The following is a 25,919-nucleotide window of genomic DNA, read 5'->3' as shown; positions in this document are numbered from 1 at the left end:
GTGAGCGTAGACATGGGGCGCACTCCGTCAGAGCGGCGGGCGGATGCGCAGGTTGGGTCGCGGGCGAGGTGTGTAGGGCTGCTGGGCGACGCTGGCCGACAGCGCCCGTTCGGCGTCCTGCAGCGCGGCCAGCACGCCCTGCAGCGCCGCGGCCTGCGAGGCGAGCAGCTGCGACGATTCATCCCCGTGCAGCGGTGCCGCCTGGGTGGCCGCCTCGATGTGTTCGCTTAGGGGCTTGGCGAACTTGGAGGCCCGGGCCGATGCACCGAAGCCCGCCAGGTTCTCGACGAGACAGTCGCGAAGGATGTTGAAACGCACCCAGCGGTGCTCGTGCCACGCAGGCGCAAGGCCGTCGGGCCCGGCTTCGAGCACGAAGCGCTTGAGCAACCGGATCGCGGCCTCGCGGCCCACGTCGGCCAGCAGCCGGATCTGCCGGCCGTCCATGAGGATGTTCAGGCCACCGATGCCCGGCGAGAGCCCGACACGCACCACCCGGTCGCGCACGCCGGGCAGACGGGCGAGCGTGGCGTCGTTCCAGTCCTTGACCGTGGCCAGCATGGCACCGACGAAGCCGCCCAGGCGGCCGCCCGGCCGGTCGTCGAAGTCCTGCCAGACCTCTTCGATCGGTTGGTTGTGGCGCTTGGGCAGCTGGATCGAGTCGAACATCTGGTCGCGCTCGGTCTTGCCTTTTTCGGTGTCTTCGATCAGGTCGCGCAGCGAGATGCCGAAGGTGGGCCAATCGGGCACCGCGCTGTCGAAGAGGTGGATGGGGAAGTTGGAGCAGAAGCCGCCATCGGCGAAGAGGCAGCGGCGAATGCGTGCGTCGACGCTCCCGTCGGGCCGATGCTTATGTTCGACGACCCACAGCGGCACCGCGTTGAAGAGCACCGGAAAACTCACGCTCATGCGCGCGGCCACCACGATCGGAAGCTGCCGGCCGGGCAGGCGCCGGAAGGGCTCGCCACCCGCGTCATAGGCGGCCAACCGGCTCCTGGGGTAGGGCTGCGCATCGCCGGTGTAGGGCTGCGAGGCCTCGACCATGTGGTCGACGACCGCATCGGGGAAGAGACGACGCATTTCGCCCGGCAGGAAGTACAGCACCGAGCTTTCCACCTCATCGGGGTCGTCGGAGCGCGGGAAGAGACAGGGCCGCCCAAGCGTGAGGTTGGCAGTGAACATCTGCAGCCGGATCGCAAGCTCGTCGCCGGCGGCCCGCGTGCCGAGCGTGTCGGACGGCGCACCCGGGGCGGCCTCGAGGTCGGCGAAGGTCAGCGGGGCCTTGTCGAACGGGCGTCCGGCCACCTCCTGGATGAGGTTGTGCAGCCAGACCGTGAGCGGCGGGCGCGGTGCACCGGGTGACGGGTCTTTCCCGGTGCACAGGCCATAGCCGTCGTCGAGCACTCGCCGCACGTCGCCCCACAGCGCATCGATGCCCCACCACACGCCCAGCACGATCACGAAGAGCGTGCTTCCCACGCCGATCGCGAAGCGATAGGTCGTCTGCTGCACGGCCACGATGAGCGCGATGCCCACCAGCAGCAGCACCGCCAGCACCAGCGGCCAGAGGAAGTAGCTGGCAAAGAATTCCCCGACGAGCCTGTTGCCGGGCTTGGCGAGCCCGCGCACCAGCGTGTTGAAGAGGCGCTGCTTGCCTTCGGCGGGCTGGAACAGCCACTCCAGGTTCGTCCGGCCGTCGGTGCAATCGGCAACTTCAGCGGTGCGCTCGAGCAAAGTCTGGAAGCCTTGCGCCGAGCCGTGCCGGCGCCGGTACTCAGCCGCTGCCGCTAGCGCCGCGGAGCCAGCACCCGACGAGGCTCCGCCCAAGCTGCGCAGGCGGTAGACGCTCGCCAGCGTGCAGATGGCAGGCGGGTAGGCGATGGCGCTGGTGATGCCGCCGGTGAGGATCAGATCGCAGTAGCGGTCTGGCGGCGCCATGTCCGTGAAGGCGGGCAGCGGAGGGGCTGCCTCGACGCTCTCGTGGTGTGACCGTTCCATGACGCTCCCTGCGGTCGAACTCCGTGCCTGCGGAGCTTTGCAGTGTGGGCGCGACATGCCGGGCCGCGCATCCTCCTCGTGGAGGATGCCATCCGGCGGCATCGAGTGCCAACGGGGTTTGCGTGGGCGCGGAGCCCTGGCGTTTGCTGGTTAGCCCTTGGCCGCCGCCGACGCCGCCTTCGGCGGCTCGAAACGCTGCTCGGGCTTGGGCGCCCGGGCGTAGAGCCCTTCCACCTTCGGCAGGGCCATCTCGATGTCGCGGATGCGCGTCGGCCCCGAGGGGTGGGTCGACAGGAACTGCGGCGGTGCACCCTTGCTCGCCTGGCCCATCTTGTTCCACAGGCTCACGCCGGCGCGTGGGTTGTAGCCGGCGCGGGCGGCGAGTTCCATGCCGACCAGGTCGGCTTCGGACTCGTCTTCGCGGCCGAACTTGAGCGTGAGGAGCTGGCCGCCCATGTCGGCGGCCATGCGGCCGGCGTTGCCCAGGCCGAAGATGGCGGCGCCGAGTTCGATGGCGCCGCGCGTGGCCAGTGTCTTGCCCATGCGCTCACGCGCATGCTCGCGCAGCGCGTGGGCAACCTCGTGGCCCATCACCATCGCGACCTCGTCGTCGGTGAGCTGCAGCTGCTGCAGGATGCCGTAGTAGAAGGCGATCTTGCCGCCTGGCATGCAGAAGGCGTTGATCTGCTGCGAGCCGAGCAGGTTGATCTCCCACTTCCACGACTTGGCGCGCGGGTTCCATTCGTCGGTGAACGGGATGATGCGCGACGCAATGGCGCGCAGGCGGATGACCTGCGGGTGGTTGTCGGGTGCGAGCGCCTTCTTCTCGGCCGCCTGCTGCTTCATGGCCGCGTATTGCGACTGCGCGGCGCCTTCGATCTGGTCGGCTGACACGAACTTCGAGAACTGCGATTCCTTGCCCACCTCGACGCCTTCGCGGGCCCAGGCCGGCATGGCGGCGAGGCCGGCGCCCGCGGCGAGCGCGCCGGTGAAGAGGCGACGGCGGTGCAGGAAACAACCGCAGCCCTGCTGGTGCCCTTCGGGCGACAGGGGCGGCTCGGGCAGTTCGGCGTCGTGTCGGAAATGGGAGGTCATGGGGACAGTCATGGCGTCTCGGATCACGAAGGGCAAATGTTGTTCCCGCCGGCGCGACTTCAAGCTCAGTCGTCGGCCAGGGCGGCGCGCGGGTCGACTTCGAGCGCCTGCACCGGGCGGCGCAGCCACCACAGCATCACGAGCGCCGGCGCGGCCAGCACGGTGGAGAGGATGAAGAACGTCGGCCAGCCGATGGTCTCCGCCATCACACCGGCCAGCGGCCCCACCCAGACCCGACCGACCGACGCGAAAGCCGACAGCAAGGCGTACTGGGTGGCGGTGAAGCGCTGGTTGCACAGGCCCATCAGGAAGGCGACGAAGGCGGCGGTGCCCATGCCGCTGGCGATGTTCTCGGCGGCGATCACCATGATGAGCCCGCCATCGACCGGGGTCGCCTTGTCGAGCCAGACGAGGTACCAGTCGAAGGCCGGCACCACGAAGCCCGGCAGCACGCCCTTGCCGGTGACGGCGAGCCACCAGAAGCCGAGGTTGCTCACCATCTGCAGCACGCCGAAGAGCATCAGCGCGCGCCAGAGGCCCAGCTTGAGCATCAGCAGGCCACCCACCAGTGCGCCGCCGATGGTGAGCCACAGGCCGATCAGCTTGTTGGCGACGCCAAACTCGGCCTGCGTGAAGGCCATCGACTGCAGCAGGAAGGGCGTCATCAGCGAGCCGGCAAACGCATCGCCGAGCTTGTAGAGCACGATGAAGCCGAGAAACGCCCCCGCGCCCTCCTGGCTGAAGTAGCTGCGCAGGCCGCCGAGCAGGGTCTCGAAGCGCAGCGCGCGGGCCACCCAGGCGGCGAGCGGCAGGGTCAGGCCGACACCGAGCACGAGTACGAGCAGCTGCGTCCACTTGGCCTGCAGGGCCGGTGACAGCGTGGTCGAGGCCCACAGCGGCGCCAGCAGCGCTTTGGCGACGGTGGGCCCGAGGCGATCGGTCAGCACCACACCGGCCGCCACGGCCAGCAGCACGCCGAAGAAGCCGAGCAGGTCGCGCCGCGCCGCGCTCGTGGGCTTGAGCGTGGCGTCGACGCGTGGCAGGAAGAGCAGCGACACCACCGCCGCCCCCACCATCAGCCAGGCCATCACGCGGTAGACCTCGGGCCATGTCCAGTGGCCGCCTTGCGTGGGGTCGGCCCAGATGAAGGCGATGCCGCCCGAGAAGATCATCGCCAGCCGGTAGCCCAGCACGCTGGTCGACGCGCCCAGGCCGCGTTCGCGCGCGGGCAGGAGGTCGGTGCGGTAGGCGTCGATGACGATGTCTTGCGAGGCCGAGATGAAGGCCACCAGCACCGCGAGCAAGGCAAAGAGGCGGATCGACGCCGTGGGCGAGGTGCTCGACATCCACCACAGCGCCAGCGCCAGTGCGAGCTGCGTCACCACCAGCCAGCCGCGGCGCCGGCCGAGCCAGGGCAGCTCGAATCGGTCCATCAGCGGCGCCCAGAGGAACTTGAAGGTGTAGGGCAGGCCGACCACGCTCAGGAAACCGATGGTGGCGATGTCGACCTTGTCCAGGCTCAGCCACGCCTGCATGGCCTGGCCGGTGAGCGCGAGCGGCAGCCCCGAAGCGAAGCCCAACAGGGCCACGACGATCAGGCGGCGCCAGGCATCGAGGCGGGCGTGCAAGGGCTGGGAAGGGGCAGCGGTGACAGGCATGTGGCGGCGATTCTAGGAAGCGGCTCCTGGAACACGCCTCAGCGCTCACCGGGATGGAAGCGCTGGTCCACCCAGCGCAGGAGGTCCTGCCACATCTGCCGCATCTCGGCGTCGGTGGGTGCGCGCAGCGCGTTGGGCAGCTCGATGGTCACCACCGGCACGCCCTTGTGCACGCCGCCGTAGTGGCCGAGCGAGCCGGGGAAGATGCCCACACGTTCCAGCTCGAGCCGGCCCAGGCGCTGCGGCGGCTCGCGAGGGCCGTCGTAGTCGAGCACGCCGTAGGGCGCGTGCACGCTCACGATGAGGTCGGGCTTCCACGCGCTGATGGTGTCGACGAGGAAGCGGCTCTCCGGCTCCGACAGCGCCGCGCGGCCCGGGTAGCGGCGCGGGTCGCGGCGGGTGCGCTTCTCCCAGTACACCGGCGCTTCCTGCGCCCAGCGCGGGGTGGGGAAGTTGCGGTTCAGGTCGACCCGGTTGGCGTTGACGCGCGTCGGCTTGGGCAGCATCAGCCCGTCGGGGTTGAGCGCCGGCACGAAGCGCCAGTCGAGCCCGTGCGGCGAGAGGCCGGCGTGGGCGATCCAGTGGAAGACGAGGGACGACGACGACAGCTCGTCGCCGTGGATGCCGCCCACCACCAGCACCCGGCGTGGCACCGTGGGTGCCGGGCCGACCCAGGGCGTGGCGTCGTCGCCACGCGCGTGCACGTCGCGCCGGTACAGCGGCACGCCGCGCACCGACTGCGCCCCCGAGGGCATGAGCCGCGCCTCTTCGCACAGGCCGCGGCTCACGCCGGGCAGGCGGCGCGACCATTCGGTGCACTGCGGCACGGCCGCCGCCAGGCTGCTGGCGGCCAGAAGCGGGGCAGCGAGCCAAACCCGCGCTGGGCGTGAAGTTTTCATGGCTGGGGGAGTGTATGGGTTCACTTGCCCCCCGAGATGGGAGTTGGCCTTGTCGGAAGGGCTCCGCCACAATGTCCGAATGACCGCCTTGCTGCGCCCGCTCACCCCCGCCTTTTCCTCGCAGGAATTTCGGTCGGCACTGGGCGCTTTCGCCACCGGCGTGACGGTTGTCACCGCACTCGATGCCACCGGCCGGCCCGTCGGCCTGACAGCCAATTCCTTCAACTCGGTCTCCTTGTCGCCGCCGCTCGTGTTGTGGAGCCTGTCGCGCCGCGCGGGTTCACTGCCCGCCTTCAGCGGCGGCTCGCACTACGCGATCAACATCCTCGCCGCCCACCAGCGCGCGCTGGCCGAGCGCTTCGCCTCGAAAGACGTCGACCGTTTTGCCGGCGTGGCCTTTCGCCAGGGCGCGGGCGGTGCGCCGGTGCTCGAAGGCAGCGCCGCGGTGTTCGAGTGCTTCAACCGCAGCCAGTACGAGGAAGGCGACCACGTCATCTTCGTCGGCGAGGTCGAGCGGTGCGAGCGGCGCGAGGGTGCGTTGCCGCTGATCTATCACGGCGGGCGGTACTTCACCGAATTGCCGCTGTAAGCGGCTCCACATTGGGGGCCTGAGCGGCGCCAAGGGGCTGGGGTGAACAAATCCCTCCGTGTCCCCCGACGAAGGCCGCTCCCGCGGTCTTCGTCTCCTCCTTTACCTCCGGGATTTGCTCACCCCAGCCCCTTGGCGCGACACACCCTGCCCACTCAAAAACGCGGCAGAGCAGTGCGCTTCGCGAGGAGGGCTTGGGATGCGGATTCCGTAGGTAAAGGAAGGAATTGATGAACGCGGGAGCGTTCATCAAGGAGGGACACGGAGGAATCCGCATCCCAAGCCCTCCTCGCCGCTCAGAACTCAGAAGCGCTTTCGAGCAAACGCCACAAACCACGGCACGCAATCCGCATTCGCCATCGCATCGAGCTTGAACACGAGTTCAGGCGGCGTGCCCATCAGGAGCTTCTTCACCGGCAATTCCATCTTCTTGCCAGAGAGCGTGCGCGGAATCGCGCTCACCTGGAAGATCTCGTTCGGCACGTGACGCGCAGACAAAGCCGTCTTGATCGCCTCGCGCAGACGCTTGTCGAGCGCCGCATCGAGCGTCAGGCCCTCACGCAGCACCACGAAGAGCGGCATGTAGCTTTCGCGCCCGAGGTATTCAAGGTCGACCACCAGGCTGTCGAGCACTTCGGGTTGCGCTTCCACGGCGCGGTACAGCTCGGCGGTGCCCATGCGGATGCCGTGGCGGTTGATGGTGGCGTCGCTGCGGCCGTAGATGATGGCGCCACCGCGTGGTGTGATGCGGATCCAGTCGCCGTGGCGCCAGATGCCGGGGTACATGTCGAAGTAGCTGTCGTGGTAGCGCTGGTTCTGGGCGTCGTTCCAGAAGTACAGCGGCATCGACGGCATCGGCTTGACGCACACGAGTTCACCCACCTCGTCCACGAGCGGCTGGCCCTGTTCGTTCCACGCTTCCACCGCGGCGCCCAGGCAGCGGCATTGCATCTCGCCTTCCACCACCGGCAGCGTGGGCAGGCCGGCGATGAAGGCGCCCGCGAAATCGGTGCCGCCCGAGATCACCGAGAGCCAGATGTCCTTGCCGCCGACCTTGGGCACGTGGTCGTAGGCCCAGCGGTAGCACTCGGTCGCCAGTGGCGAGCCGGTGGCGCCCAGCGCGCGCAGATGCGAGAGCTTCAAGATCTCCTTCGGCTTCACCCCGGCCTTCAGGCAGCTGGCGAAGAAGGCGCTGCCGGCACCGAAGAAGGTCGCCTTCGCGTCGTCGACGAAGCGCCAGAGGGTCGACCAGTCGGCATGGCCGCTCTTGCCCGCCGGGCTGCCGTCGTAGAGGCAGATCGTCGTGCCGAGCAGGAGGCCCGCCACCTGCGAGTTCCACATGATCCAGCCGGTCGCGCTGTACCAGTGGTAGCGGTCGCCGGTGTCGACCGTGGCCCCGAGGTTGTTGTGCAACCCGAGCATCTTGAGCGCCTCGAGCACCACGCCGCCGTGGCCGTGCACGATGGGCTTGGGCAGGCCGGTGGTGCCGCTGCTGTAGACGACCCACAGCGGGTGGTCGAAGGCGACCCACGTCGGCGCGAGTGTGGCGTCGTCGGCGGTGAGGGTGTCGAAGTCGTGCACCTGCCGCGTGGTGCCCGCCAGGCGAGCGGGTGCGGTGGCCTCGTCGAGGTAGCGCCACACCACCACGTGCTGCACGCTGGGCAGCTCGGCGAGCAGGCCTTCCAGCACCGGCATGCGGTCGTGTGCGCTGCCGCCGTACACATAACCATCGCAGGCGATCAGCACCTTGGGCTCGATCTGGCGGAAGCGGTCGAGCACCGCCACCGGGCCCATGTCGGGTGAACACACCGACCACACGGCGCCGAGGCTCGCCACCGCCAGGAAGGCGACGGCCGTCTGCGGCGTGTTGGGCAGGAAGGCGACGACACGGTCGCCCGCGCCCACACCGAGCGTCCGCAGGTGCGCCGCCAGCGAGGCCACCTGCCGCCGCAGCTCGGGCCAGCTCAGCTCCTGCAACTCGCCCCGCTCACGCATGCGCTCGTTCTGGAACACGATCGCCGGGTGGCCGGCCGCGTGCGCCGCGTCGGCGTGGCGGAACACCTGCTGCACGTAGTTGAGCTGCGACCCGGGGAACCATTGCGCACCGGGCATCTTTTCTTCCACCAGCACCGTGCTGCGCGGGCTGGGCGATTGGATGTCGAAGTAGTCCCACACGGAGGACCAGAACGCATCGAGGTCGTCGACCGACCAGCGCCACAGCGCGTCGTAGCGCTCGGTCGTCGTCGCATCGAAATTCAGGCCGCGCTCTTTCGCCAGCCAACGGGTATAGCGCGTGATCTGCGGCTCGGGAAGGGTGCTCATGGGTCAGGGCTTCTTCAACTTGGTGGTGTCGATGTCCACGTACTGCCACCAGTCGAGCCAGAAGACCGGGCGGCGGTAGCCCACCAGCGAGGCATCGGTGAGGTCGGTGAGGATGCGGTGCACGCCGATGCGGTAGGGCATGTAGGCGACGACGATCTTCGTCGCCTCGTCGAAGAGCGCGAGGCGATCGGGCCCGTCCGGCAGCATCTTCATGCGCTCGTAGACCGCATCGAAGGCCTTGAGCTGGAAGCGCGCGAGGTTGCCCTTGCCGGTGGACGGGCCGTAGTCGCGCTCCAGCGAACCCTGGCCGTCGGGCGAGGCGGCCGACGAGCCCACCCGCCAGGTCGTGAACTGGCCCGACCGTGCGGCCTTCAGGTTCTCGGGCCACTGTGCGACCTTGAGCGACAGGCGCAGGCCGAGCGCGTCCATGTCTTTCTTGAAGAGCTCGTCAAGCTGGCGGCTGCTGCCGTCGGACTGGGTCAGCATCTCGATCACGAGCGGCGACCCGTCGGGCCGCTCGCGCCAGCCATCGCCATTGCGGTCGACCCAGCCGTAGAGATCGAGCAGGGCGCGGGCGCGGGCCGGGTTGTATTCGCTCATCTCGGTGCGCCGGTCGGCCGAGTAGCCGGTGGTGAAGGGCGTCATCATCGACTGGGCGCGGATGGCCTGGCCGCGCCGCGCGAGCTGGATCTCGCGGTCCACATCGTTGCCGAGCGCGATGGCGCGGCGCAGTGCCACCTGCGCAGGGGTGTAGCCGCCGACGACCGGGCTCTCCATGTTGAAGACGAGCAGCGTGACGTCGGAGCCCGGCACGCGGTGCGCGTGCACGCCGCGTTTGACCAAGTGCGGCGCGAGCTTGCCGCCCGGCAACGCCTGATCGGCGAACTCGTTGGGCAGGCGCTCGATGAAGCTCTGCTCGCCGTTGAGGAAGGACAGCCAGCGCGGTTGCGCCTGTTCGATGACCGACACCTCCACCCGGTCGATCATCGGCAGGCGCTTGCCCTTGAAGCGCTGGAGCAGCGCCTGGCCTTCGACGTCATCGGCATTGGGTTGGGCGTCGTAGACGTCGTCGCGGTAGTTCGGGTTGCGCTCGAGCACCATCTTCGAGCTGCGCCGCCAGTCGGCCAGCCGGAACGGCCCGGTGCCCACCGGGTGCTCCATGATGCGGTCGCCGTAGAACTCGACCACTTCGCGCGCCATCGCACCTGCGGCCACGTCGCGCCCGACCCAGACCGAGTACAGGTGCCGCGGCCGCGACTCGCGCAGCTTCACGCGGAAGGTGTAGCGGTCGAGCGCCTTCAGGCCTTCGACCTCGCGGTCGTAGTCGAAGGGCTTGCCCGACTTCAAAGCCTCGTCGCGCAAGGCCTGCAGCCCGATGATGCCTTCGTCTTCCAGCGACGGGTGCCCGGGCGACTTGACCTTCGGGTCGTACACCCGCTTGACCGAGTAGACGTAGTCTTCGGCGACCAGCTCGCGCTTCTTGCCCTTGAACGCCGGGTCGTCGGCGAAGTAGATGCCCGGCTTGATGCGGAAGACGAAGGTCTTGTAGTCGTCGCTGATCTCCGGCATGGCCACCGCTGTGGAGGGCTTCAGCTTGTAGGGCCGGGCCAGCGGGTCATAGCTGAGCGGCGCATCGAAGATGTGGGCGGTGATGACGCGCGAGTACAAATCGCTGATCTGCGCCGGGTCGAAGCCCGTCTCCGCGACGGGGAACGCATAGCGCAACACCTTGGGCGCGCTGCCGGCAGATTGCGCCTGCACCGCGGGCGCCGCCATCACCATGAGCAGCGCCATCAAAGCAGCACCGAGGCCACGCTTCATCGATCGGTCTCCAGGAAAGTTCGCGTCAAAGTCTAAGGCGCATGGACTCGGTGGCGGCATGCAAGTTGCGTGGCGATGACCCGGGCAAACGCGGGGCGATTCGCCGGGGGGCCCCGCTTAGACTCGCGCGCTGATCGACCCCCTGGACGCCCGCACACCACACCACATGGCCGCCTACGTCATCCGCCGATTGCTGCAGATGATCCCCACGCTGCTCGGGGTCTTGCTGCTGGTCTTCCTGCTCTTCAAGTGGGTCGGCGGCGACCCCGCGGAAATCCTCGGTGGGCTGAATGCGAGCCAGGCACAGATCGACGCCATCCGTGAGCAGTTGGGCCTCAACAAGCCCTGGTACGTGCAGCTGTGGATCTACCTCAAGGGCGTGGTCACCTTCGACTGGGGCAAGAGCTGGGCCACCAACGAAGCGGTGAGCAGCATCTTCGCCACCCGCCTGCCGGCGACGCTCACGGTGATGCTGCCCATCCTCCTGCTCGACGTGCTGCTGGCCATCCCCATCGCGATGTGGGTGGCCTACCGGCGCGGCTCGCTGGCCGACCGCACGGCGATGGTGATCACGACGGTGGCGCTGTCGATCTCGTTCCTCGTCTACATCATCCTCGGCCAGTACGTGTTCGGCTTCCAGCTCGGCTGGTTCCCGGTGCAGGGCTGGAGCGACAGCGTGCTCACCAACCTCACCACCTACGTGCCGCTGCCGGCGCTGCTGGCCGTGATGGTGGGCATCGCGCCGCAGATGCGGCTGTACCGCAGCTTCTTCCTCGACGAGCTCGGCCACGACTACGTGCGCACCGCCCGCGCCAAGGGCATGACCGAGAAGACGGTGCTCTTCCACCACGTGCTGCGCAACGCGATGATCCCCATCCTCACCAACGTGGCGCTGATGCTGCCCGGGGTCTTCGTCGGCTCGTTCCTGATCGAGGTGTTCTTCTCCATCCCCGGGCTCGGTCGCGAGATCATCCTCGCGGTCAACCGCAGCGACTACCCGGTGATCCAGTCGGTGGCCATCTACCTCGGCATGCTCACGATGGTGATCAACCTCCTGGCCGACATCCTCTACAAGCTGGTCGACCCACGGGTGGTGCTGAAATGAGCGCGGTGCTGTCGACACCGCAAGCCGTGCCGGTGGTGAAGTCCGATGGCGTGTGGCGGGCCGCCTGGAAACGCCTGCGGTCCGACCGCGTGGGCCTCGCGTCGATGGCCGTCGTGCTGGCGTTCATCGTGCTGATCGTGCTCACGGGCACAGGGCTCGTCGCCAAGGGCTGGCAGAGCGAGGTGGGCGTGGCCAACGCACCGCCCACCTTCATGGGGCCGGCGCCGAAGGTGGAATCGTCGGCGCTGCCGGCGCCCAAGGGGCCGGTGCTCGACATCTCGTCGGTGGACCCGCTCGCGCCGCGCTATGCGGAATGGGCGGCCCGGGCCGCACAGCTCAAGTCGAGCGAGACGCCCAAGGCCGAGACGCTGCCCTTCGGCGCCGACCGCCTGGGGCGCGACGTGCTGGCCAAGGCGGCCAAGGGCACGCAGACGTCGGTGGTCGTGGGCCTCGTCGGTGCGGTGATCGCCGCCCTCATCGGCACGGTGCTGGGCGCCCTGGCCGGCTTCTTCGGGCGACGCGTGGGCGACTTCCTCGAATGGCTCTACAGCGTGTTCACGGCCATGCCCGACATCCTCTTGCTGCTGGTGATGGCGGTGGTGTTCGGCCGCGGCATCGGCAGCGTGGCGATCATCCTCGCACTCGTCGGCTGGACGGGCGTGTACCGGCAGGTGCGCGCCGAGTTCCTCAAGCACTCCGCGCGCGAATATGTGCGTGCGGCCGAAGCGATCGGCGCGTCGACCACTTCGCGCATGTTCCGCCACATCCTGCCCAACGTGAGCCATGTGGTGCTGGTGCGCATGTCGCTGCTGGTGGTGGGCTTCATCAAGTTCGAGGTGATCCTGTCGTACCTGGGGCTGGGCGTGGGCGTCGACGAGGTGTCGTGGGGCACGATGCTGCAGGAAGCGCAGAGCGAGCTGATCCTCGGGCAGTGGTGGCAGCTCGTGGCGGCGACCGCCTTCATGGCGGTGTTCGTCACGGCGTTCTCGCTCTTCACCGATGCGCTGCGCGATGCGCTCGATCCCAAACTGCGAGGCCTCGAATGAGCGCTTTGTTGTCGCTTCAGAACCTGCGCGTTTCGTTCCGTACCGGCAAGGCCGATGGCGTGGTGCAACGCTTCCAGGCCGTCGGCCGCGGCGACGAGGGCGTGAGCTTCGAGGTGCCCGAGAACACCACCGTGGCGCTCGTCGGCGAGTCGGGCTCGGGCAAGAGCGTGACCGCGATGTCGGTGCTCAACCTGCTGCCCGACAACGCCGAGCGCAGCGGCGCCATCACCTTCCAGGGGCGCGACCTGCTGAAGGCCAGCCTGCCCGAACTGCAGGCGCTGCGCGGCCGCGAGATCGCCTGCGTGTTCCAGGACCCGATGAGTTCGCTCAACCCGGTCTTCACCGTGGGCCACCAGCTGTGCGAGCCGCTCATCAAACACCTGGGCCTCACGCCGCGGCAGGCGCTCACCCGCGCCGAAGCGCTGTTGCACGAGGTCGGCCTGCCCGACCCGCAGCGCCGGCTGTCGGCCTACCCGCATGAGCTGTCGGGCGGCCAGCAGCAGCGCGTGATGATCGCGATGGCCATCGCCTGCGAGCCCAAGCTCTTGATCGCCGACGAGCCCACCACCGCGCTCGATGTCACCATCCAGCGCCAGATCCTCGACGTGCTGGGCAAGCTCAAGCAGCAGCACCGCATGAGCATGCTCTTCATCAGCCACGACCTGGGGGTGGTGGGCGAGATTGCCGACCACGTGGTGGTGATGCGCTCGGGCACCGTGCGTGAGCAGGGCGCGGTGGCGCGTGTCTTCGCCGCCCCGCAGGACGCCTACACGAAGGCATTGCTCGCCTGCCGGCCGACGCTCGCCAACCGCGGCGCGCGGCTCGCCACCATCGACGACCACATCGCCGGGGTCGTGACCAGTGCCCCCGCCAAGCCGAAGAACGCGAACGCCCCGGTCGTGATCGAAGCGACCGCGCTGCGCAAGAGCTACTGGCTGCGCCGCGGAGTGTTCGGCCGGGCCGAGTTCAAGGCCGTGAAGGGCGCGACCTTCACGCTGCGGCGTGGGCATACGCTCGGCGTAGTGGGCGAATCGGGCTCGGGCAAGACGACGATGGGCCTTGCGCTCCTGCGCCTGCACGACCCCAACGGCGGCCCGACCGGCGGACAGGTGATGTTCGACGGGCGCGACCTGCTGAGCCTCAAGCGCAACGAGTTGCTGCCCATGCGCCGGCGCATCCAGGTCGTGTTCCAGAACCCGTATGCCTCGCTCAACCCGCGCTTCACCATCGGGCAGACGCTGGTGGAGCCGATGCGCATCCACGGCGTGGGTGCGAACGACGCCGATCGGCAGGAGCGCGCGCGCAAGTTGCTCGCCAAGGTGGGCCTCGACGAAGCCGCGCTCTACAAGTACCCGCACGAGTTCTCGGGCGGCCAGCGCCAGCGCGTGGCCATCGCCCGCTGCCTCACGCTCGACCCCGAGGTGCTGGTGCTCGACGAAGCGGTGAGCGCGCTCGACGTCTCGGTGCAGGCCCAGGTGCTCAACCTGCTCAAGGACCTGCAGGATGAGCTCGGCCTCGCCTACGTCTTCATCAGCCACGACCTCGCGGTGGTGCGCTTCATGGCCGACGAGGTGCTGGTGATGAAGGACGGCGAAGTGGTCGAGCAGGCGAGCGTCGCGCAGATCCTCGACGCACCGCAGCAGGACTACACCCGCCGCCTGCTCGCCGCCGTGCCGCGCGGCCTGCCCCGCGCCGCCGCCGCCTGACCCTTCGAAAGGGGAGGGCTTGACACTTCGCACGATCGTGCGAAGATATGCCCCATGGAAACCAAGACCGAACGCAGCGAGCTCACCCTCGCCGCGATCCTCGACACCTCGCTCGCGATGGCCGCCGCCGATGGGCTGGACAGCCTGACGATCGGCGAAGTCGCCAAGCGCCTGGGCCTGTCGAAGAGCGGCGTATTTTCACGCATCGGCTCGCGCGAAGCCTTGCAGGCCGCGGTGATCGACGAGTACGGCCGCCGTTTCCTGGCCGACGTGTTCACCCCCGCGATGCGCGAGCCGCGCGGACTGCCGCGGCTCAACGCGATCATGCGCCTGTGGATGCAGCGGGCCCGTGACGTCGAGATCAAGATGGGCTGCCTCTACACCGCGGGCGCCTTCGAGTTCGACGACCGCGAGGGCCCGCTGCGCGAGCTGCTGCTGACGCACGTGCAGCGCTGGCGCACCGCGCTGCGCCGCACCGTGCTGCAGGCGGTGGAGGCCGGCCACCTCGACCCCGACCTCGACCCCGACCAGCTCGTGTTCGAGCTCGACGGCCTCTTCGTCACGCTGATGCGCGAGGCGCGTTTCCTGCGCGACCCGCGTGCCGCCGACCGCGCCTGGACCGCCTACGAGCGGATCATCAGCTCGCTGCAAGTTCCTTCCCGTCGTTGACGGGGGCGCCGTGATGCACCCCGCCGACGTTTTTGCTGGCCAAACTTCGCACGATCGTGCGACACAAGGAGTTGAACCATGTTGATCGTTGTGCTGCTCGGACTCGTGGGCGCGCTGGCGTGGGCCGGCGCGTGGTTGCAGGACGTGTGGGCTTCCGTGCCACACCGCAATGCCGACTTCCAGCTCTAGGAGGCCCCAGATGACGACCCCCACCGTGGCCCCCGCGGCCACCCCCAACCCGGCCGCCGCGTTCTACGCCGGCCTCATCGCCCGCAGCCTGGGCGCTGCACTGCGGGTGTCGCAGTCGGTCGCGCCAGCGGCAGCCACCCGGCTCGCGCTGCGACTCTTCTTCACCCCGATGCCGCTCAAGCTCGCCGCGCGGCGGCGCCCGCTGCCCGCGGGCTGGCAGGTCGAGCACTGGCCTTTCGAGCAAGGCGCGATGGCCGTCTACCGGCGACGCCCCGAAGGGAAGGGCGAGCGGCCCACCGTGCTGCTCGTTCACGGCTGGGCCGGCGACGCCCAGCAGATGCTCCTGCTGGCCGACACGCTGCATGCGGCCGGCCTCGACCCGGTGCTGCTCGACTTCCCGGCCCATGGCCGCAGCGCCGGCTGGCGCGCCACGCTGCCGCAGTTCGTGCGGGCGCTGTGGGCGGCCTCGGCGCGGCTTGGGCCGCTGCATGGCGTGGTCGCCCATTCGCTCGGGGCGCTGGCCGCCGCCCACGCGGCTGCCAACGGGTTGCCGGTGCAGCGGCTGGCGCTGCTCGCGCCTTCGCCGCCACCGGCGCTCTTTCTTCAATGGTTTGCACGCAGCCTCGGCCTGGGCGACGGCCTGCCGCAGCGCATGGGCACCTGGATCGAGCGGGTGGAAGGCGTGCCTCTTCAGCGCTTCGAGCCCGGCTGGCTCGGGCTGCACGTGGCGCAGCCCACGCTGGTCGTGCACGACGAGCACGACCGCGTCTCGCCGCTGGCGGTGGGCCAGCGCCTCGCGCAGGCGCTGCGGGGCGCCTCGCTGCTGGTGACACACACCCTCGGCCACCGGCGCGTGCTGGGCGACGCGGCGGTGGCCGCGGCCGTGACGGCCCACCTGCAGGCGGCCCGAGGCTCCCAGCACGACCCCGGGCGACCAAACGGGTCAGAGGTGTAACGCCGCCCTTACGCTTTGACAAAAAACGGCGCGGCCGGCCATCAAAACGTGGCCGGCGTCGTCGAAAGTCTCACGAAAAACCGCAAGTCAGCACTGGCACGGAAGCTGCGCCTGGAGTCGCATACCGCCGCCGCAGGCCCAGAGAGACCAGGCAGGCGAGACATTCACAGGACGTCGTGCCATGCCGTTGTTTCATCGCTCCACCTCCTCTGCATCGCAAGCCACGCGCCGCGTGCGCCCGGCCTCGCCCAGCTGCCGCGGAGGCGCTTCGTCGATGCTGCGCCTGGCCCAGCCGGCCGCGCCGCGCCAGGCCAACCTGAGCACCTGGCTCAGCCGCGCGGCCAGCGTGCTGGCCCCGCCCGCCGCGCAGTCGCTGGCGGTGCGCCCGAGCGAATTCGCCCCCAGCCGCTGGCTGGTCGGCCACTGACCGGGAGGCCCTCCATGAGCGAGCCGACCGTGTCCCGCGTGACGCTGCCGAGCACCGCACGCGCACCCGTGCAGCGCCGCAGCGCGCCCGATTCGAGCTGGGCCACGCTGCCCGCCGACCGTTCGTTCAAGGTTTTGCAGCCCAGCCGCACGCCTGCGCAGCTGTCGCTGTTCCCGCCGCCGGGGCTCAAGCCCCACGGCCGTTGATTCGAGATAAGTGAGAGAGGGTTTTTCGACGTGTGACGTCCAAGGGAAGCGGGCAATTCGGGGTGGATGAGAGCGAGCTCCCGAGACCTGTCCCGCTTCCCTATCTTTTTCGTCCTGTCGAACCCGCGTCATCCCCATGACGCACTGACCCCGCCACTCCTACACTGCCGCGCACAAACTGCGCGAGCAAGGAGACAGGAGATGGCCCTCTTCCCCGAATGGCGCGTGAAGCGCCCCGTACCCGGCATCGTGGTGGCGCCCGACGAGCGCCTGCCCTGGCCGCAGACCTTCGCCATGGGCGTCCAGCACGTGATCGCGATGTTCGGCGCCACGGTGCTCGCGCCGCTGCTGATGGGCTTCGACCCCAACGTCGCCATCCTCATGAGCGGCGTGGGCACGCTGATCTTCTTCTTCATCGTGCAAGGCCAGGTGCCGAGCTACCTGGGCTCGAGCTTCGCCTTCATCGGCGTGGTGATCGCCGCCAGCGGCTACGCCGGCAAGGGGCCCAACCTCAACCTCGGCGTGGCGCTCGGCGGCATCATCGCCTGCGGCGTGATCTACACGCTGATCGGCCTGCTGGTGCACTTCACCAACGTGCGCCACTTCCGCTCGAGCACCATCGCCGGCCTGGAGGTCGACGAGGTGGAGCAGGGCCAGGCCGTGCACTGGATCGAGCGGCTGATGCCGCCTGTCGTCACCGGCTCGGTGGTGGCCGTGATCGGGCTCAACCTCGCGGGCGTGCCGATCAAGAACATGGCCCCGACCTCGTTCGACGCATGGATGCAGGCCATCACCTTCGTGAGCGTGGGCCTGGTCGCGGTGTACACGCGCGGCATGACGCAGCGGCTCCTGATTCTCGTCGGCTTGATCGCGGCCAGCGTGGTCTACGCAGTGCTCACCAATGGCCTGGGCCTGGGCAAGCCGATCGATTTTTCGGCCATCGCCGCCGCGCCGCTGATCGGCCTGCCGAAGTTCGCGGCGCCGGTGTTCAGCGGCGAGGCGATGCTGCTCATCGCGCCGGTGGCGCTCATCCTCGTGGCCGAGAACCTCGGGCACATCAAGGCGGTGAGCGCGATGACCGGGCGTGACCTGAACCCGATGCTCGGCCGCGCCTTCATCGGCGACGGCGTGGCCACGGTGGTCAGCGGCGCCTCGGGCGGCACCGGCGTCACCACCTACGCCGAAAACATCGGCGTCATGGCGGCGACCAAGATCTACTCGACCGCGATGTTCGTGGTGGCAGCACTGATCGCCATCGTGCTCGGCTTCAGCCCCAAGTTCGGCGCGTTGATCCAGACCATTCCGCTGGCCGTGATGGGTGGGGTGAGCATCGTGGTCTTCGGCCTCATCGCGGTGGCGGGCGCCAAGATCTGGGTCGACAACCAGGTCGACTTCAGCGATAACCGCAACCTCATCGTCGCCGCGGTCACGCTGATCCTCGGCACCGGCGATTTCACGCTCAAGTTCGGCAGCTGGTCGCTCGGCGGCATCGGCACCGCAACCTTCGGCGCCATCGCGCTCTGGGCGCTGCTCGGCCGCAGGAAACCTACTTAAGCCTGCGCCTGCACCGGCAGTGCGCTCGCCGGCTGCGCCTCGGGCAGGCTGGCGGTGAAACAGCTGCCCACGCCCAGCGTGCTTTCCACGCTGAGGCGCCCGCCCATCACCTGCAGCAGCCGCTGGGTGATGACGAGCCCGATGCCGGTGCCTTCGATGCCGCTGCGCTCGATGCCCAGCCGGTTGAAGGGCTCGAAGAGGTGCTCCTGCTGCGCGGCGCTGAGGCCGATGCCGCTGTCTTGCACCTGCAACAGCACCTGGCCATCGGGCGCCACCGGCCAGCGCAGGATCACGGTGCCGCCGGAGCGGTTGTACTTGATCGCATTGCTGAGCAGGTTGACCAGCACCTGCCGCAGGCGCAGGTGGTCGGCACGCACGCAGGTGGTGGGGGCGGCGAGGTCGCGTGCGCTGCGGTCGACGGTGATCGTGACGCCGGCCTGGGCGGCTGCATTGACCACCAGCGAGATCGCCTCGCTCACGACCACGTAGACCGGCACCACCGCCGGCATCAGCGACACGCCGCCGCTCTCGATGCGCGAGAGGTCGAGCACGTCGTTGATCATCGCGAGCAGGTGCGACCCCGCCTGCGAGATGTGGTCGACGCGCGCACGCTGCGCCGGCGTGAGCGGGTGCGCGGTGTCGAGCGCGAGCAGCTGCGCGAAGCCGAGCACCGCGTTGAGCGGCGTGCGTAGCTCGTGGCTCATGCGCGAGAGGAACTGCGTCTTGGCCGCGTTGGCGCGCAGCGCCGCCTGCGCGGCCAGCTGGCTCTCTTCGGCCTGCTTGAGCGCGGTGGCGTCGATGATGAGGCCGCGCAGCAGGCGGCGGCCGTCTTCGCTTTGCAGCACGGTGACAAGGCTGCTCATCCAGAGCACACGCCCGTCGGCGGCGATGAAGCGGTATTCGATGGACTGCGGCGTGCCGGCGAGCTGCACCGCGATGATCTCGCTCACCGCGCGGTCGCGGTCTTCGGGGTGCACGCGGGTCGCCCAGAAGGCGCGCTCCATCCAGCGGGCGGGCGCGAAGCCGGTGATGGCCTCGGCCTTGTCGCTCACGTAGGTGAAGCGGCGCTCTTCGAGGTCGGCCTCCCAGAAGATGCCGTCGACCGAATTCACGAGGTCGAGAAAGCGCTGCTGGCTGCTGCGCAATGCGGCATCGGCCTGCATGCGCTCGGTGATGTCTTCGGCCACCACGATGAGGTAGTCGGGGCTGCCGTCGGGCTTGCGCACGAGCGAGGTGTTGGCGTTGACCCAGACCGCGTGGCCTTCGGCGTGAAGGTAGCGCTTGGTGCAGTGGTAGCGCGGGACCTCGCCGGCCAGCAGCCGCGCGCGCAGGGTTTGCTCGGCGGGCAGGTCGTCGGGGTGGGTGACCTGGTCGGTGCGCAGCTTCATCTGCGCTTCGCGCGTGCGGCCGAGCATGTCGCACATGCGCTGGTTGATCATGCGCGGCGTGCCGTCGAGCGAGAGCTCGACGATGCCCACGCCGGCCAGGTCGACGGTGGCCTGCAGCTGCGCGCGCTGCTCGCGCAAGGCCTGCTCGGCGGCGCGGCGGGCGCGCTCGGCGCGCACCGCGCCCATGATGGCCGCCACGCTGGTGAAGAGCGGCTGCAGCCGGTCGACCAGCGCCTGGTCGTAGCCGCCGTGGCGGTTGGCCAGGCCCAGCTGGCCCACCATCTCGCCGCCGTGGAAGAGCGGCACGCCGAGGAAGGCGCGCATCGGCGGGTGGCCCGCCGGCAGGCCGCCGCCGCGACGGGGGTCGCTGCCCGGCTGGTTGCTGACGACGACCTCGCCCGTGCGCACCGCGTGACCGAAGAGCGTGCCGAGGTTGTGGAACTCGAGTGCATCACCCTCGCCACCGCGCAGGTGGCGCTCGACCATCGCCCGCGTCGCGTCGTTCCACGAGATGTCGGTCAGGACCTCCATGCGCAGGAAGGGCGCACCGTGTTCGTCGTGCAGCACGTCGGCGATGAAGCCGTATTCGCTGCCGGTGCAGTCGAGCAGGTCGATCAGCAGGGGCTCGAACACCTCGCGAGGAGGCGCCGCGCGGATATAACGAGACTGCACTCGCCCGATGATGGCGGCGAGGTCGTGCGGGCTCACGGGTGGTTCACTCAAGGTCGTCACGCCGCGGTGCAGAGTTCGGGTCACTGTGTCACAGCACCCCAGGCTTGGGAAGGCCTGCCTCTCTTCGAACCTGCTCGAAATACCCACTTTTGTCGCGGCACTTCGGTGTTGCACACTGGTGCGGTCACTGCTTCCTGGAGTCTCGCCGCATGTCACGTTCCAAAGCTGTTCCAAACTTGATCACGCGCCGCCGCGCGCTGGCCGCCGGTGCCGCCTTCATGGCCACACCCACGGCATGGTCGCAAGCTGCGTGGCCCACGGCCAAGCCGGTGCGCATCGTCGTGCCCTTCGCGGCCGGCGGCACGACCGACATCCTGGCGCGTGCGATGGCGCCCGAGCTCAGCAAGGCCTTCGGCCAGACCTTCATCGTCGACAACAAGCCCGGCGCGGGCGGCAACGTGGGCGGCGATCTCGTGGCCAAGTCACCGGCCGACGGCTACACGCTGCTCATGGGCACGGTGGGCACGCATGGCATCAACCAGTCGCTGTACCCGAAGATGCCCTTCGACCCGATCAAGGATTTCGCCCCCATCACCCTGGTGGCCGGCGTGCCCAACGTGGTCGTGATGAACCCGGCGCGTGCCGAAGCCGCCAAGATCAACTCCATCGCCGACCTCATCAAGTACTCGAAGGCCAACCCCGGCAAGCTCAACATGGCGTCGAGCGGCAACGGCACCTCGATCCACCTCTCGGGCGAGCTCTTCAAGAGCATGACCGGCACCTTCATGGTCCATTTCCCGTACCGCGGTTCGGGCCCGGCGCTGCTCGACCTCATCGGCGGCACGATGGACATCATGTTCGACAACCTGCCCTCGGCCATGCCGCACATCAAGGCCGGCAAGTTGAAGGCACTGGCCGTCACCACCGCGCAGCGCAGCGCGGCGCTGCCCGAGGTGCCCACCATCGCCGAAGCGGGCGTGAAGGGCTTCGAGGCCAGCTCGTGGTTTGGCCTGCTCGCCCCCGCCGGCACGCCGGCCGACATCGTCAACCGCATCCAGCAGGAAACGGCCAAGTCGCTCGGCGCGCCCGAGCTGAAGGAGCGGCTGCTGTCGCAGGGCGCCATCCCGAGCGGCATGAAGCCAGCCGAGTTCGCGGCCTACATCGCGGCCGAGACGAAGAAGTGGGAGAAGGTCGTGAAGGCCTCGGGGGCGAAGGTCGACTGATCGGAGACTCCTGACTAGAGATCAGGGAAGCGCTCCTTGAGCGACTTCTGCAACTCCCGCGCTTCCTTGATCGTGGCGGGCAGCGGGCGCTGCTCCTGCTTGATGCGCTCGATGTCCTCGACCATGCAGCGCAGCTCGCGCAGCGTCTCGCGGCCCTCGGCGTCGAGGGTGCCCTTGGGCAGTGCGTCGGCCAGCTTGAGCACCAGCTCGCTCAGCTTGCCGATCTGCATGCCATACGAGGCGACCTCGCGCAGCACGCGCACCTCGATGTCGGTGTCGCCGGCCTTGGCCAGCAGGGTCGGGCTGATGTCCTGCGTCACCGAGCCGCTCAAGGGCCAGTGCACGATGGGGTTGTAGACGAATGACATGGCAGTCTCCCTGTGGGGACAACATGGTGCGGCGCAGCAACAAACCCGTCAAGGCGACGCCGGCATGGGCCGGCGCCGACAATCGCGCGTGATGCCCGACCCGCACCCACCCCGCCACAGCGCCCTGCGCGAAGACCTCCTCGCCGCCGCCATCGTGTCGGTGCTGCTGATCCCGCAGAGCCTGGCCTACGCGCTGCTCGCCGGGCTGCCGCCGCAGGTCGGCCTGTATGCGAGCGTGCTGCCGCTGGTGGCGTATGCGCTGGTCGGCGCGAGCAGCGTCAACGCGGTCGGCCCGGCCGCCGTGCTGGCCCTGATGACACTGCAGGCCATCGCCCCGCTGGCAGGCCAGGTCGACCCCAGTGTCGCGGCGGTGGTGCTGGCCTTCGAGGTGGGCCTGCTGCTCGCGCTCGCGGCGGTGCTCAAGCTCGATGCGCTCGCCGCGCTCTTGAGCGCGCCGGTGTTGCAGGGCTTCTCGGTGGGGGCGGCGATCTCGATCGCACTCTCGCAGCTGCCGGCGCTGCTCGGCAGCCCAGCGCACGGCGTGCACCTGCGCGCGTTGCTGCGCAGCTGGTGGGAGGCTGCGCAGGCCGGCCCTGCCGTGCACCTGGCCACGGCCGCCTTCGGGCTCGGCTCGCTGGCGCTGCTGCTGCTGGCGCGCCGCCACCTGCAAGCGCTGGCAGCACGCTGGCTCAGCCGCGACATGGCGCAGCTCGTGGCCCGCTCGGCGCCGCTGGTGGTGATCGCGGCCGCCATCGGGCTGGCCTGGGCGCTGGCGGCCCCTTCGCATGGCGTGGCGGTGGTGGGCCGGTTGCCCACGCTGCATGTGCCGCTCGGCCTGCCGATGCTCGATGCCGGGCTCTGGCTTGCGCTCCTGCCCTCGGCCGCGCTGCTCGCGCTCGTCACCTTCGTCAGCAGCTTCGCCGTGGCCGAGCGGCTGGGGCTGCAGCGCGGCGAGCATGTGGACGGCCGGCGCGAGCTGGCGGGGCTGGCCGCGTCGAACCTGGTCGCGGGCCTGTCGAGCGGCATGCCGGTCGGCGGCAGCTTCTCGCGCAGCGCCCTCAACGCCGACGCCGGCGCCCGCACCCGCTGGGCCGGCGCGTGGACGGCGCTCTTCCTCGCCATCGCCGCCGTGCTGCTGGCCGCGCCACTCGCCTGGTTGCCGCGCACCGTGCTGGCGGCCACCATCGTGGTGCCGGTGCTGGCCGCAGCCGAGTGGAAAGCCTTCGGCTTCGCCTGGCGCTACTCGCGGCGCGAGGCGTTGCTGATGGGGCTGGTCGCGGCAATCACGGTGCTGCACACGGCTGAATGGGCGCTCGGCGTCGGCGTGGTGATTTCGATCGCGCTCATGCTGCAGCACGCCGCCCGCCCGCACGCCGCGCTGATCGGCCGTGTGCCCGGCACCGAGCACTACCGCAACGTGGAGCGCTACGCCACCGAACTCACGCCCGGCGTGCTGAGCCTGCGCATCGACGAGAGCCTGCTCTTCGTCAATGCGCGCCTGCTGCCGGGCCTGGTGGCGCGCCGCCTCGATGCGTTTCCCGACACCCGCCGCGTGGTGCTGCAGATGACCCCCGTCAACCGCATCGATCTGAGCGGCCTGGAAGCGTTGAGCACGCTGCAGTCGGTGCTGCGCGAGCGCGGCATCCGCCTCGACCTGTCGGAAGTGAAGGGCCCGGTGCTCGACGGCCTGCGCGCCGCCCAATGGGCCCGCTGGTTCACCGGCCGGCTGTACCTGAGCCACCACCAGGCGGTGCGCGACGAGCAGGGCATGGCGCCATGAGTGCGCATGCACACAACGCGAACCGTTCCGGCGGAGTCTGCCGCTCAGTCTTCCGTCACCTGCAACAACTTGAGCCGGCCCGAGGCGCCGCTCTTCAGCGTGACCTGTGCCTTGCGGCAGCCAAAGTGGCGCGCCACGAGCGCGATCAATTCCTCGTTGGCCTTGCCATCGACCGGCGGCGACTTGAGCTGCGCGAGCCAGGTGCCGTCGGGCTGCGGCTCGAAGCTGCTCGTGCGTGCGTTGGGCTTGACCTTGACCTGCAGCGTCTTCATCGCGCTGCACTGTAAGCCTCAGCGCGGCGTGTCTCCGAGGCGGAGTTCCCACGACTCCCAGGCCGTGTCGGGTGCGCCGCCCCAGCGCGCGTAGAGCCGCTGGGCCGCGGCGTTGCCGGGCAGCACCAGCCAGCGGATGCGGCCGGCGCCGATGGCCTGGGCCTCGGCGCGCACTGCCACGAGCAGCGCCTCGGCCACGCCCTGGCGGCGGCGCCGCGCATCGACGTACAGCTCCTTCAGCACGACGGTGGGGCGCAGGTCGTAGGTGAAGGGCGTGACCAGCAACACCGCATGCCCGCACAGCGCGCCGTGCTCGTCTTCGGCCACGAGCGCGGTGAACTGCTTCGCGCCCGTGCCCGCGAGGCCGCGCACCAGCAGGTCATCGCCCGTCACGCGGAAGTCGGCCGCGTAACCCTCGAACACCGCCAGCGCCTGCATCGAGGCCAGCAGCGGCACCACGTCACGGGCGGTCGCACGCCGCACCTTCACGGCAAGGTGCCTTCCTTCAGACTGAAGCCTTCGTCGAGCCAGCCGGTGGCGCCGCCGATCATCAGCTTGACCTTGCGGCCGAGCTTGGCGAGCCGCAGCGCGCCCTTGTGGCCGCCGTTGCAGTGCGGTCCCGCGCAGTAGGTGACGAAGAGCGTGTCCATCGGCCACTCTGCCATCTTCGACTCGACGATCTTCCCGTGCGGCAGGTTCAGCGCGCCGGGCACGTGGCCCTTGGCATAGAGGTCGGGGCCGCGCACGTCGAGCAGCACGAAGTCGGGCTGGCCGGCTGTCAGGGCGTGGTGCACGTCCCAGCAGTCGGTCTCGAATTCGAGCGCCGACTGGAAGTGCTCGACGGCACGGTGCGGCGCGGCGGCGGGGGTCTGGCTGACGACAGATGGCATGTGGGCTCCTCTCCTGTTGACGACGGCTTCAGTGTGCGTGGCCGCCGGCAAGACCGACAGTGGCTGGAATGACATCGGCCGGTAAGATTGCGACATGCCCAAAACGCCGCCGCACCTTGTCGCCATCCTCGCCTACGACCAGCTCTGCACCTTCGAATTCGGCTGCGCGGTCGAGCTCTTCGCGCTACAGCGGCCCGAGCTGGGTGTCGAGTGGTACCGCCACGCGGTGTGTGCCATCGAGCCCGGCCCGCTGCGCGCGATGGGAGGCCTCACGGTCGAGGCGCCACATGGCCTGGCCACCTTGCGGCGCGCCGACACCATCGTCGTGCCCGGCTGGCGCGACGCCGACGAGACGCCGCCCCCCGCGCTGCTGAAGGCGCTGCGCAGCGCCCACGCGCGCGGCGCACGGGTCACGTCGATCTGCTCGGGCGTCTTCGTGCTCGCGCATGCGGGGCTGCTGGCCGGCAAGCGGGCGACCACGCATTGGCGGTATGCCGAGAAGCTGGCGCAACGTTTCCCCGATGTGCAGGTCGACGCCGGCGCGCTCTACGTGGACGAGGGCTCCGTCATCACGTCGGCCGGCTCGGCCGCCGGGCTCGACATGCTCTTGCACCTCGTGCGCCGCGACCACGGCGCCAAGGTGGCCAACCTCGTCGCGCAGCGGCTCGTGATGCCGCCGCACCGCGAGGGCGGGCAGGCGCAGTTCGTGCCGCGCCCGATGCCGCGTGAAGAAGAGAGCCCCGTCGCCCGCCTGATCGACCTGATGCGCGAGAACCCGCGCGCCGCACACACGCTGCCCGCACTGGCCGAACACGCCGGCCTGAGCGCGCGCACCTTGCAGCGCCAGTTCAAGGACGCGACAGGCCTCACGCCGCTCGAATGGCTGGTGCGCGAGCGCATCTCGGTGGCGAAGGAGCTGCTGGAGTCCCACGCCGGCATCGACATGGAACAGGTGGCCGAGCTCGCGGGCTTCGGGTCGCCCGAGTCGCTGCGACGGCACTTCCGGCTGCAGGGTCTTCCAGCGCCGACGAGCTTCCGGCGCCAGTTCGCAGTCGGTGCGCGCTGAGGCGGCGCCTCGCTCGACAACGGG

23 protein-coding genes are annotated in these 25,919 nt (G+C 69.4%); 12 read left to right on the top strand and 11 right to left on the bottom strand.

Annotated elements, in window-relative coordinates; genetic code table 11:
* Positions 1–27: 27 nt before the first annotated feature.
* From RXV79_RS00190 to RXV79_RS00175, 4 genes are all read right to left on the bottom strand, one after another.
* Complete coding sequence (locus tag RXV79_RS00190) at positions 28–1,995, bottom strand: patatin-like phospholipase domain-containing protein (protein WP_316701252.1); 1,968 nt, start codon at positions 1,993–1,995, stop codon at positions 28–30.
* A 150-nt stretch (positions 1,996–2,145) separates the two neighbouring features.
* The gene (locus RXV79_RS00185) at positions 2,146–3,090 is read right to left on the bottom strand and encodes a M48 family metallopeptidase (protein WP_316701251.1); all 945 of its coding nucleotides are present in this window, start codon (positions 3,088–3,090) and stop codon (positions 2,146–2,148) included.
* A 65-nt stretch (positions 3,091–3,155) separates the two neighbouring features.
* Positions 3,156–4,748 (bottom strand): AmpG family muropeptide MFS transporter, encoded by a 1,593-nt coding sequence (locus RXV79_RS00180; protein ID WP_316701250.1) that lies wholly within the window; start codon positions 4,746–4,748, stop codon positions 3,156–3,158.
* A gap of 38 nt (positions 4,749–4,786) precedes the next feature.
* Positions 4,787–5,647, bottom strand: a complete 861-nt coding sequence (locus RXV79_RS00175) for a M14 family zinc carboxypeptidase (RefSeq protein ID WP_316701249.1) — start codon at positions 5,645–5,647, stop codon at positions 4,787–4,789.
* A 79-nt stretch (positions 5,648–5,726) separates the two neighbouring features.
* On the opposite strand from RXV79_RS00175, the gene RXV79_RS00170 reads away from it, so the two are divergent.
* Positions 5,727–6,236 (top strand): flavin reductase family protein, encoded by a 510-nt coding sequence (locus RXV79_RS00170; RefSeq protein WP_316701248.1) that lies wholly within the window; start codon positions 5,727–5,729, stop codon positions 6,234–6,236.
* 303 nt (positions 6,237–6,539) lie between these two features.
* On the opposite strand, the gene RXV79_RS00165 is transcribed toward RXV79_RS00170, so the two are convergent.
* Both RXV79_RS00165 and RXV79_RS00160 read right to left on the bottom strand, forming a co-directional pair.
* Entirely contained in the window at positions 6,540–8,558 is a 2,019-nt protein-coding gene (locus tag RXV79_RS00165) for an acetoacetate--CoA ligase (RefSeq protein WP_316701247.1), read from the bottom strand.
* Positions 8,559–8,561: 3 nt separating this feature from the next.
* A complete protein-coding gene (locus tag RXV79_RS00160; RefSeq protein WP_316701246.1) occupies positions 8,562–10,379 on the bottom strand; it encodes an ABC transporter substrate-binding protein in 1,818 nt (605 codons plus the stop codon).
* 166 nt (positions 10,380–10,545) lie between these two features.
* Between RXV79_RS00160 and RXV79_RS00155 the strand changes: the two genes are divergently transcribed.
* The 8 genes from RXV79_RS00155 (at position 10,546) to RXV79_RS00120 (ending at position 18,236) form a co-directional block, all read left to right on the top strand.
* Positions 10,546–11,484, top strand: a complete 939-nt coding sequence (locus RXV79_RS00155; protein WP_316701245.1) for an ABC transporter permease — start codon at positions 10,546–10,548, stop codon at positions 11,482–11,484.
* A complete protein-coding gene (locus RXV79_RS00150) occupies positions 11,481–12,530 on the top strand; it encodes an ABC transporter permease (RefSeq protein ID WP_316701244.1) in 1,050 nt (349 codons plus the stop codon). Before RXV79_RS00155 ends, RXV79_RS00150 begins: the two co-directional genes overlap by 4 nt.
* The gene (locus RXV79_RS00145; RefSeq protein WP_316701243.1) at positions 12,527–14,236 is read left to right on the top strand and encodes an ABC transporter ATP-binding protein; all 1,710 of its coding nucleotides are present in this window, start codon (positions 12,527–12,529) and stop codon (positions 14,234–14,236) included. The genes RXV79_RS00150 and RXV79_RS00145 overlap by 4 nt, the downstream gene beginning before the upstream one ends.
* A 54-nt stretch (positions 14,237–14,290) precedes the next feature.
* Complete coding sequence (locus tag RXV79_RS00140; protein WP_316701242.1) at positions 14,291–14,905, top strand: TetR/AcrR family transcriptional regulator; 615 nt, start codon at positions 14,291–14,293, stop codon at positions 14,903–14,905.
* 199 nt (positions 14,906–15,104) lie between these two features.
* Positions 15,105–16,049, top strand: a complete 945-nt coding sequence (locus tag RXV79_RS00135) for an alpha/beta hydrolase (RefSeq protein WP_316701241.1) — start codon at positions 15,105–15,107, stop codon at positions 16,047–16,049.
* 181 nt (positions 16,050–16,230) lie between these two features.
* The gene (locus RXV79_RS00130) at positions 16,231–16,476 is read left to right on the top strand and encodes a hypothetical protein (protein ID WP_316701240.1); all 246 of its coding nucleotides are present in this window, start codon (positions 16,231–16,233) and stop codon (positions 16,474–16,476) included.
* A gap of 14 nt (positions 16,477–16,490) precedes the next feature.
* Entirely contained in the window at positions 16,491–16,682 is a 192-nt protein-coding gene (locus tag RXV79_RS00125) for a hypothetical protein (RefSeq protein ID WP_316701239.1), read from the top strand.
* A gap of 201 nt (positions 16,683–16,883) precedes the next feature.
* A complete protein-coding gene (locus tag RXV79_RS00120; RefSeq protein WP_316701237.1) occupies positions 16,884–18,236 on the top strand; it encodes a solute carrier family 23 protein in 1,353 nt (450 codons plus the stop codon).
* Here RXV79_RS00120 and RXV79_RS00115 read toward each other — a convergent pair.
* Positions 18,233–20,347, bottom strand: a complete 2,115-nt coding sequence (locus RXV79_RS00115; RefSeq protein WP_316701235.1) for a PAS domain S-box protein — start codon at positions 20,345–20,347, stop codon at positions 18,233–18,235. The genes RXV79_RS00120 and RXV79_RS00115 overlap by 4 nt on opposite strands.
* Before the next feature lie 158 nt (positions 20,348–20,505).
* Here RXV79_RS00115 and RXV79_RS00110 point away from each other — a divergent pair, with 158 nt between their 5' ends.
* Complete coding sequence (locus RXV79_RS00110; RefSeq protein WP_413816651.1) at positions 20,506–21,519, top strand: tripartite tricarboxylate transporter substrate binding protein; 1,014 nt, start codon at positions 20,506–20,508, stop codon at positions 21,517–21,519.
* A 14-nt stretch (positions 21,520–21,533) separates the two neighbouring features.
* Here the strand turns inward: RXV79_RS00110 and RXV79_RS00105 are convergent, their stop codons facing one another.
* The gene (locus tag RXV79_RS00105; protein ID WP_316701234.1) at positions 21,534–21,887 is read right to left on the bottom strand and encodes a hypothetical protein; all 354 of its coding nucleotides are present in this window, start codon (positions 21,885–21,887) and stop codon (positions 21,534–21,536) included.
* Between the two features lie 91 nt (positions 21,888–21,978).
* On the opposite strand from RXV79_RS00105, the gene RXV79_RS00100 reads away from it, so the two are divergent.
* Positions 21,979–23,667 carry a SulP family inorganic anion transporter gene (locus tag RXV79_RS00100; protein WP_316701233.1) on the top strand — a complete coding sequence of 563 codons (1,689 nt, stop codon included), beginning with the start codon at positions 21,979–21,981 and terminating at the stop codon, positions 23,665–23,667.
* A gap of 44 nt (positions 23,668–23,711) precedes the next feature.
* Here the strand turns inward: RXV79_RS00100 and RXV79_RS00095 are convergent, their stop codons facing one another.
* Genes RXV79_RS00095 through RXV79_RS00085 form a run of 3 tightly spaced genes read right to left on the bottom strand, consistent with a single transcriptional unit; the run spans position 23,712 to position 24,829 of the window.
* The gene (locus tag RXV79_RS00095; RefSeq protein ID WP_316701232.1) at positions 23,712–23,939 is read right to left on the bottom strand and encodes a DUF167 domain-containing protein; all 228 of its coding nucleotides are present in this window, start codon (positions 23,937–23,939) and stop codon (positions 23,712–23,714) included.
* 18 nt (positions 23,940–23,957) lie between these two features.
* Positions 23,958–24,428, bottom strand: a complete 471-nt coding sequence (locus tag RXV79_RS00090) for a GNAT family N-acetyltransferase (RefSeq protein ID WP_316701231.1) — start codon at positions 24,426–24,428, stop codon at positions 23,958–23,960.
* Positions 24,425–24,829, bottom strand: a complete 405-nt coding sequence (locus RXV79_RS00085; RefSeq protein WP_316701230.1) for a rhodanese-like domain-containing protein — start codon at positions 24,827–24,829, stop codon at positions 24,425–24,427. The genes RXV79_RS00090 and RXV79_RS00085 overlap by 4 nt, the downstream gene beginning before the upstream one ends.
* Positions 24,830–24,923: 94 nt before the next feature.
* On the opposite strand from RXV79_RS00085, the gene ftrA reads away from it, so the two are divergent.
* Positions 24,924–25,895 carry a transcriptional regulator FtrA gene (gene ftrA / locus RXV79_RS00080; RefSeq protein WP_316701229.1) on the top strand — a complete coding sequence of 324 codons (972 nt, stop codon included), beginning with the start codon at positions 24,924–24,926 and terminating at the stop codon, positions 25,893–25,895.
* Positions 25,896–25,919: the final 24 nt, after the last annotated feature.

The organism is Piscinibacter gummiphilus (assembly GCF_032681285.1).
Taxonomy (GTDB): Bacteria; Pseudomonadota; Gammaproteobacteria; order Burkholderiales; family Burkholderiaceae_C; genus Rhizobacter; species Rhizobacter gummiphilus_A.
This window is presented reverse-complemented; position numbering and strand designations above follow the sequence as displayed.

Bases quoted from the DNA above. Each gene is read 5' to 3' on its own strand.
- RXV79_RS00190 (WP_316701252.1), bottom strand. From the start codon at position 1,995: ATGGAACGGTCACACCACGAGAGCGTCGAGGCAGCCCCTCCGCTGCCC.
- RXV79_RS00185 (WP_316701251.1), bottom strand. From the start codon at position 3,090: ATGACCTCCCATTTCCGACACGACGCCGAACTGCCCGAGCCGCCCCTG.
- RXV79_RS00180 (WP_316701250.1), bottom strand. From the start codon at position 4,748: ATGCCTGTCACCGCTGCCCCTTCCCAGCCCTTGCACGCCCGCCTCGAT.
- RXV79_RS00175 (WP_316701249.1), bottom strand. From the start codon at position 5,647: ATGAAAACTTCACGCCCAGCGCGGGTTTGGCTCGCTGCCCCGCTTCTG.
- RXV79_RS00170 (WP_316701248.1), top strand. From the start codon at position 5,727: ATGACCGCCTTGCTGCGCCCGCTCACCCCCGCCTTTTCCTCGCAGGAA.
- RXV79_RS00165 (WP_316701247.1), bottom strand. From the start codon at position 8,558: ATGAGCACCCTTCCCGAGCCGCAGATCACGCGCTATACCCGTTGGCTG.
- RXV79_RS00160 (WP_316701246.1), bottom strand. From the start codon at position 10,379: ATGAAGCGTGGCCTCGGTGCTGCTTTGATGGCGCTGCTCATGGTGATG.
- RXV79_RS00155 (WP_316701245.1), top strand. From the start codon at position 10,546: ATGGCCGCCTACGTCATCCGCCGATTGCTGCAGATGATCCCCACGCTG.
- RXV79_RS00150 (WP_316701244.1), top strand. From the start codon at position 11,481: ATGAGCGCGGTGCTGTCGACACCGCAAGCCGTGCCGGTGGTGAAGTCC.
- RXV79_RS00145 (WP_316701243.1), top strand. From the start codon at position 12,527: ATGAGCGCTTTGTTGTCGCTTCAGAACCTGCGCGTTTCGTTCCGTACC.
- RXV79_RS00140 (WP_316701242.1), top strand. From the start codon at position 14,291: ATGGAAACCAAGACCGAACGCAGCGAGCTCACCCTCGCCGCGATCCTC.
- RXV79_RS00135 (WP_316701241.1), top strand. From the start codon at position 15,105: ATGACGACCCCCACCGTGGCCCCCGCGGCCACCCCCAACCCGGCCGCC.
- RXV79_RS00130 (WP_316701240.1), top strand. From the start codon at position 16,231: ATGCCGTTGTTTCATCGCTCCACCTCCTCTGCATCGCAAGCCACGCGC.
- RXV79_RS00125 (WP_316701239.1), top strand. From the start codon at position 16,491: ATGAGCGAGCCGACCGTGTCCCGCGTGACGCTGCCGAGCACCGCACGC.
- RXV79_RS00120 (WP_316701237.1), top strand. From the start codon at position 16,884: ATGGCCCTCTTCCCCGAATGGCGCGTGAAGCGCCCCGTACCCGGCATC.
- RXV79_RS00110 (WP_413816651.1), top strand. From the start codon at position 20,506: ATGTCACGTTCCAAAGCTGTTCCAAACTTGATCACGCGCCGCCGCGCG.
- RXV79_RS00105 (WP_316701234.1), bottom strand. From the start codon at position 21,887: ATGTCATTCGTCTACAACCCCATCGTGCACTGGCCCTTGAGCGGCTCG.
- RXV79_RS00100 (WP_316701233.1), top strand. From the start codon at position 21,979: ATGCCCGACCCGCACCCACCCCGCCACAGCGCCCTGCGCGAAGACCTC.
- RXV79_RS00095 (WP_316701232.1), bottom strand. From the start codon at position 23,939: ATGAAGACGCTGCAGGTCAAGGTCAAGCCCAACGCACGCACGAGCAGC.
- RXV79_RS00085 (WP_316701230.1), bottom strand. From the start codon at position 24,829: ATGCCATCTGTCGTCAGCCAGACCCCCGCCGCCGCGCCGCACCGTGCC.
- ftrA (WP_316701229.1), top strand. From the start codon at position 24,924: ATGCCCAAAACGCCGCCGCACCTTGTCGCCATCCTCGCCTACGACCAG.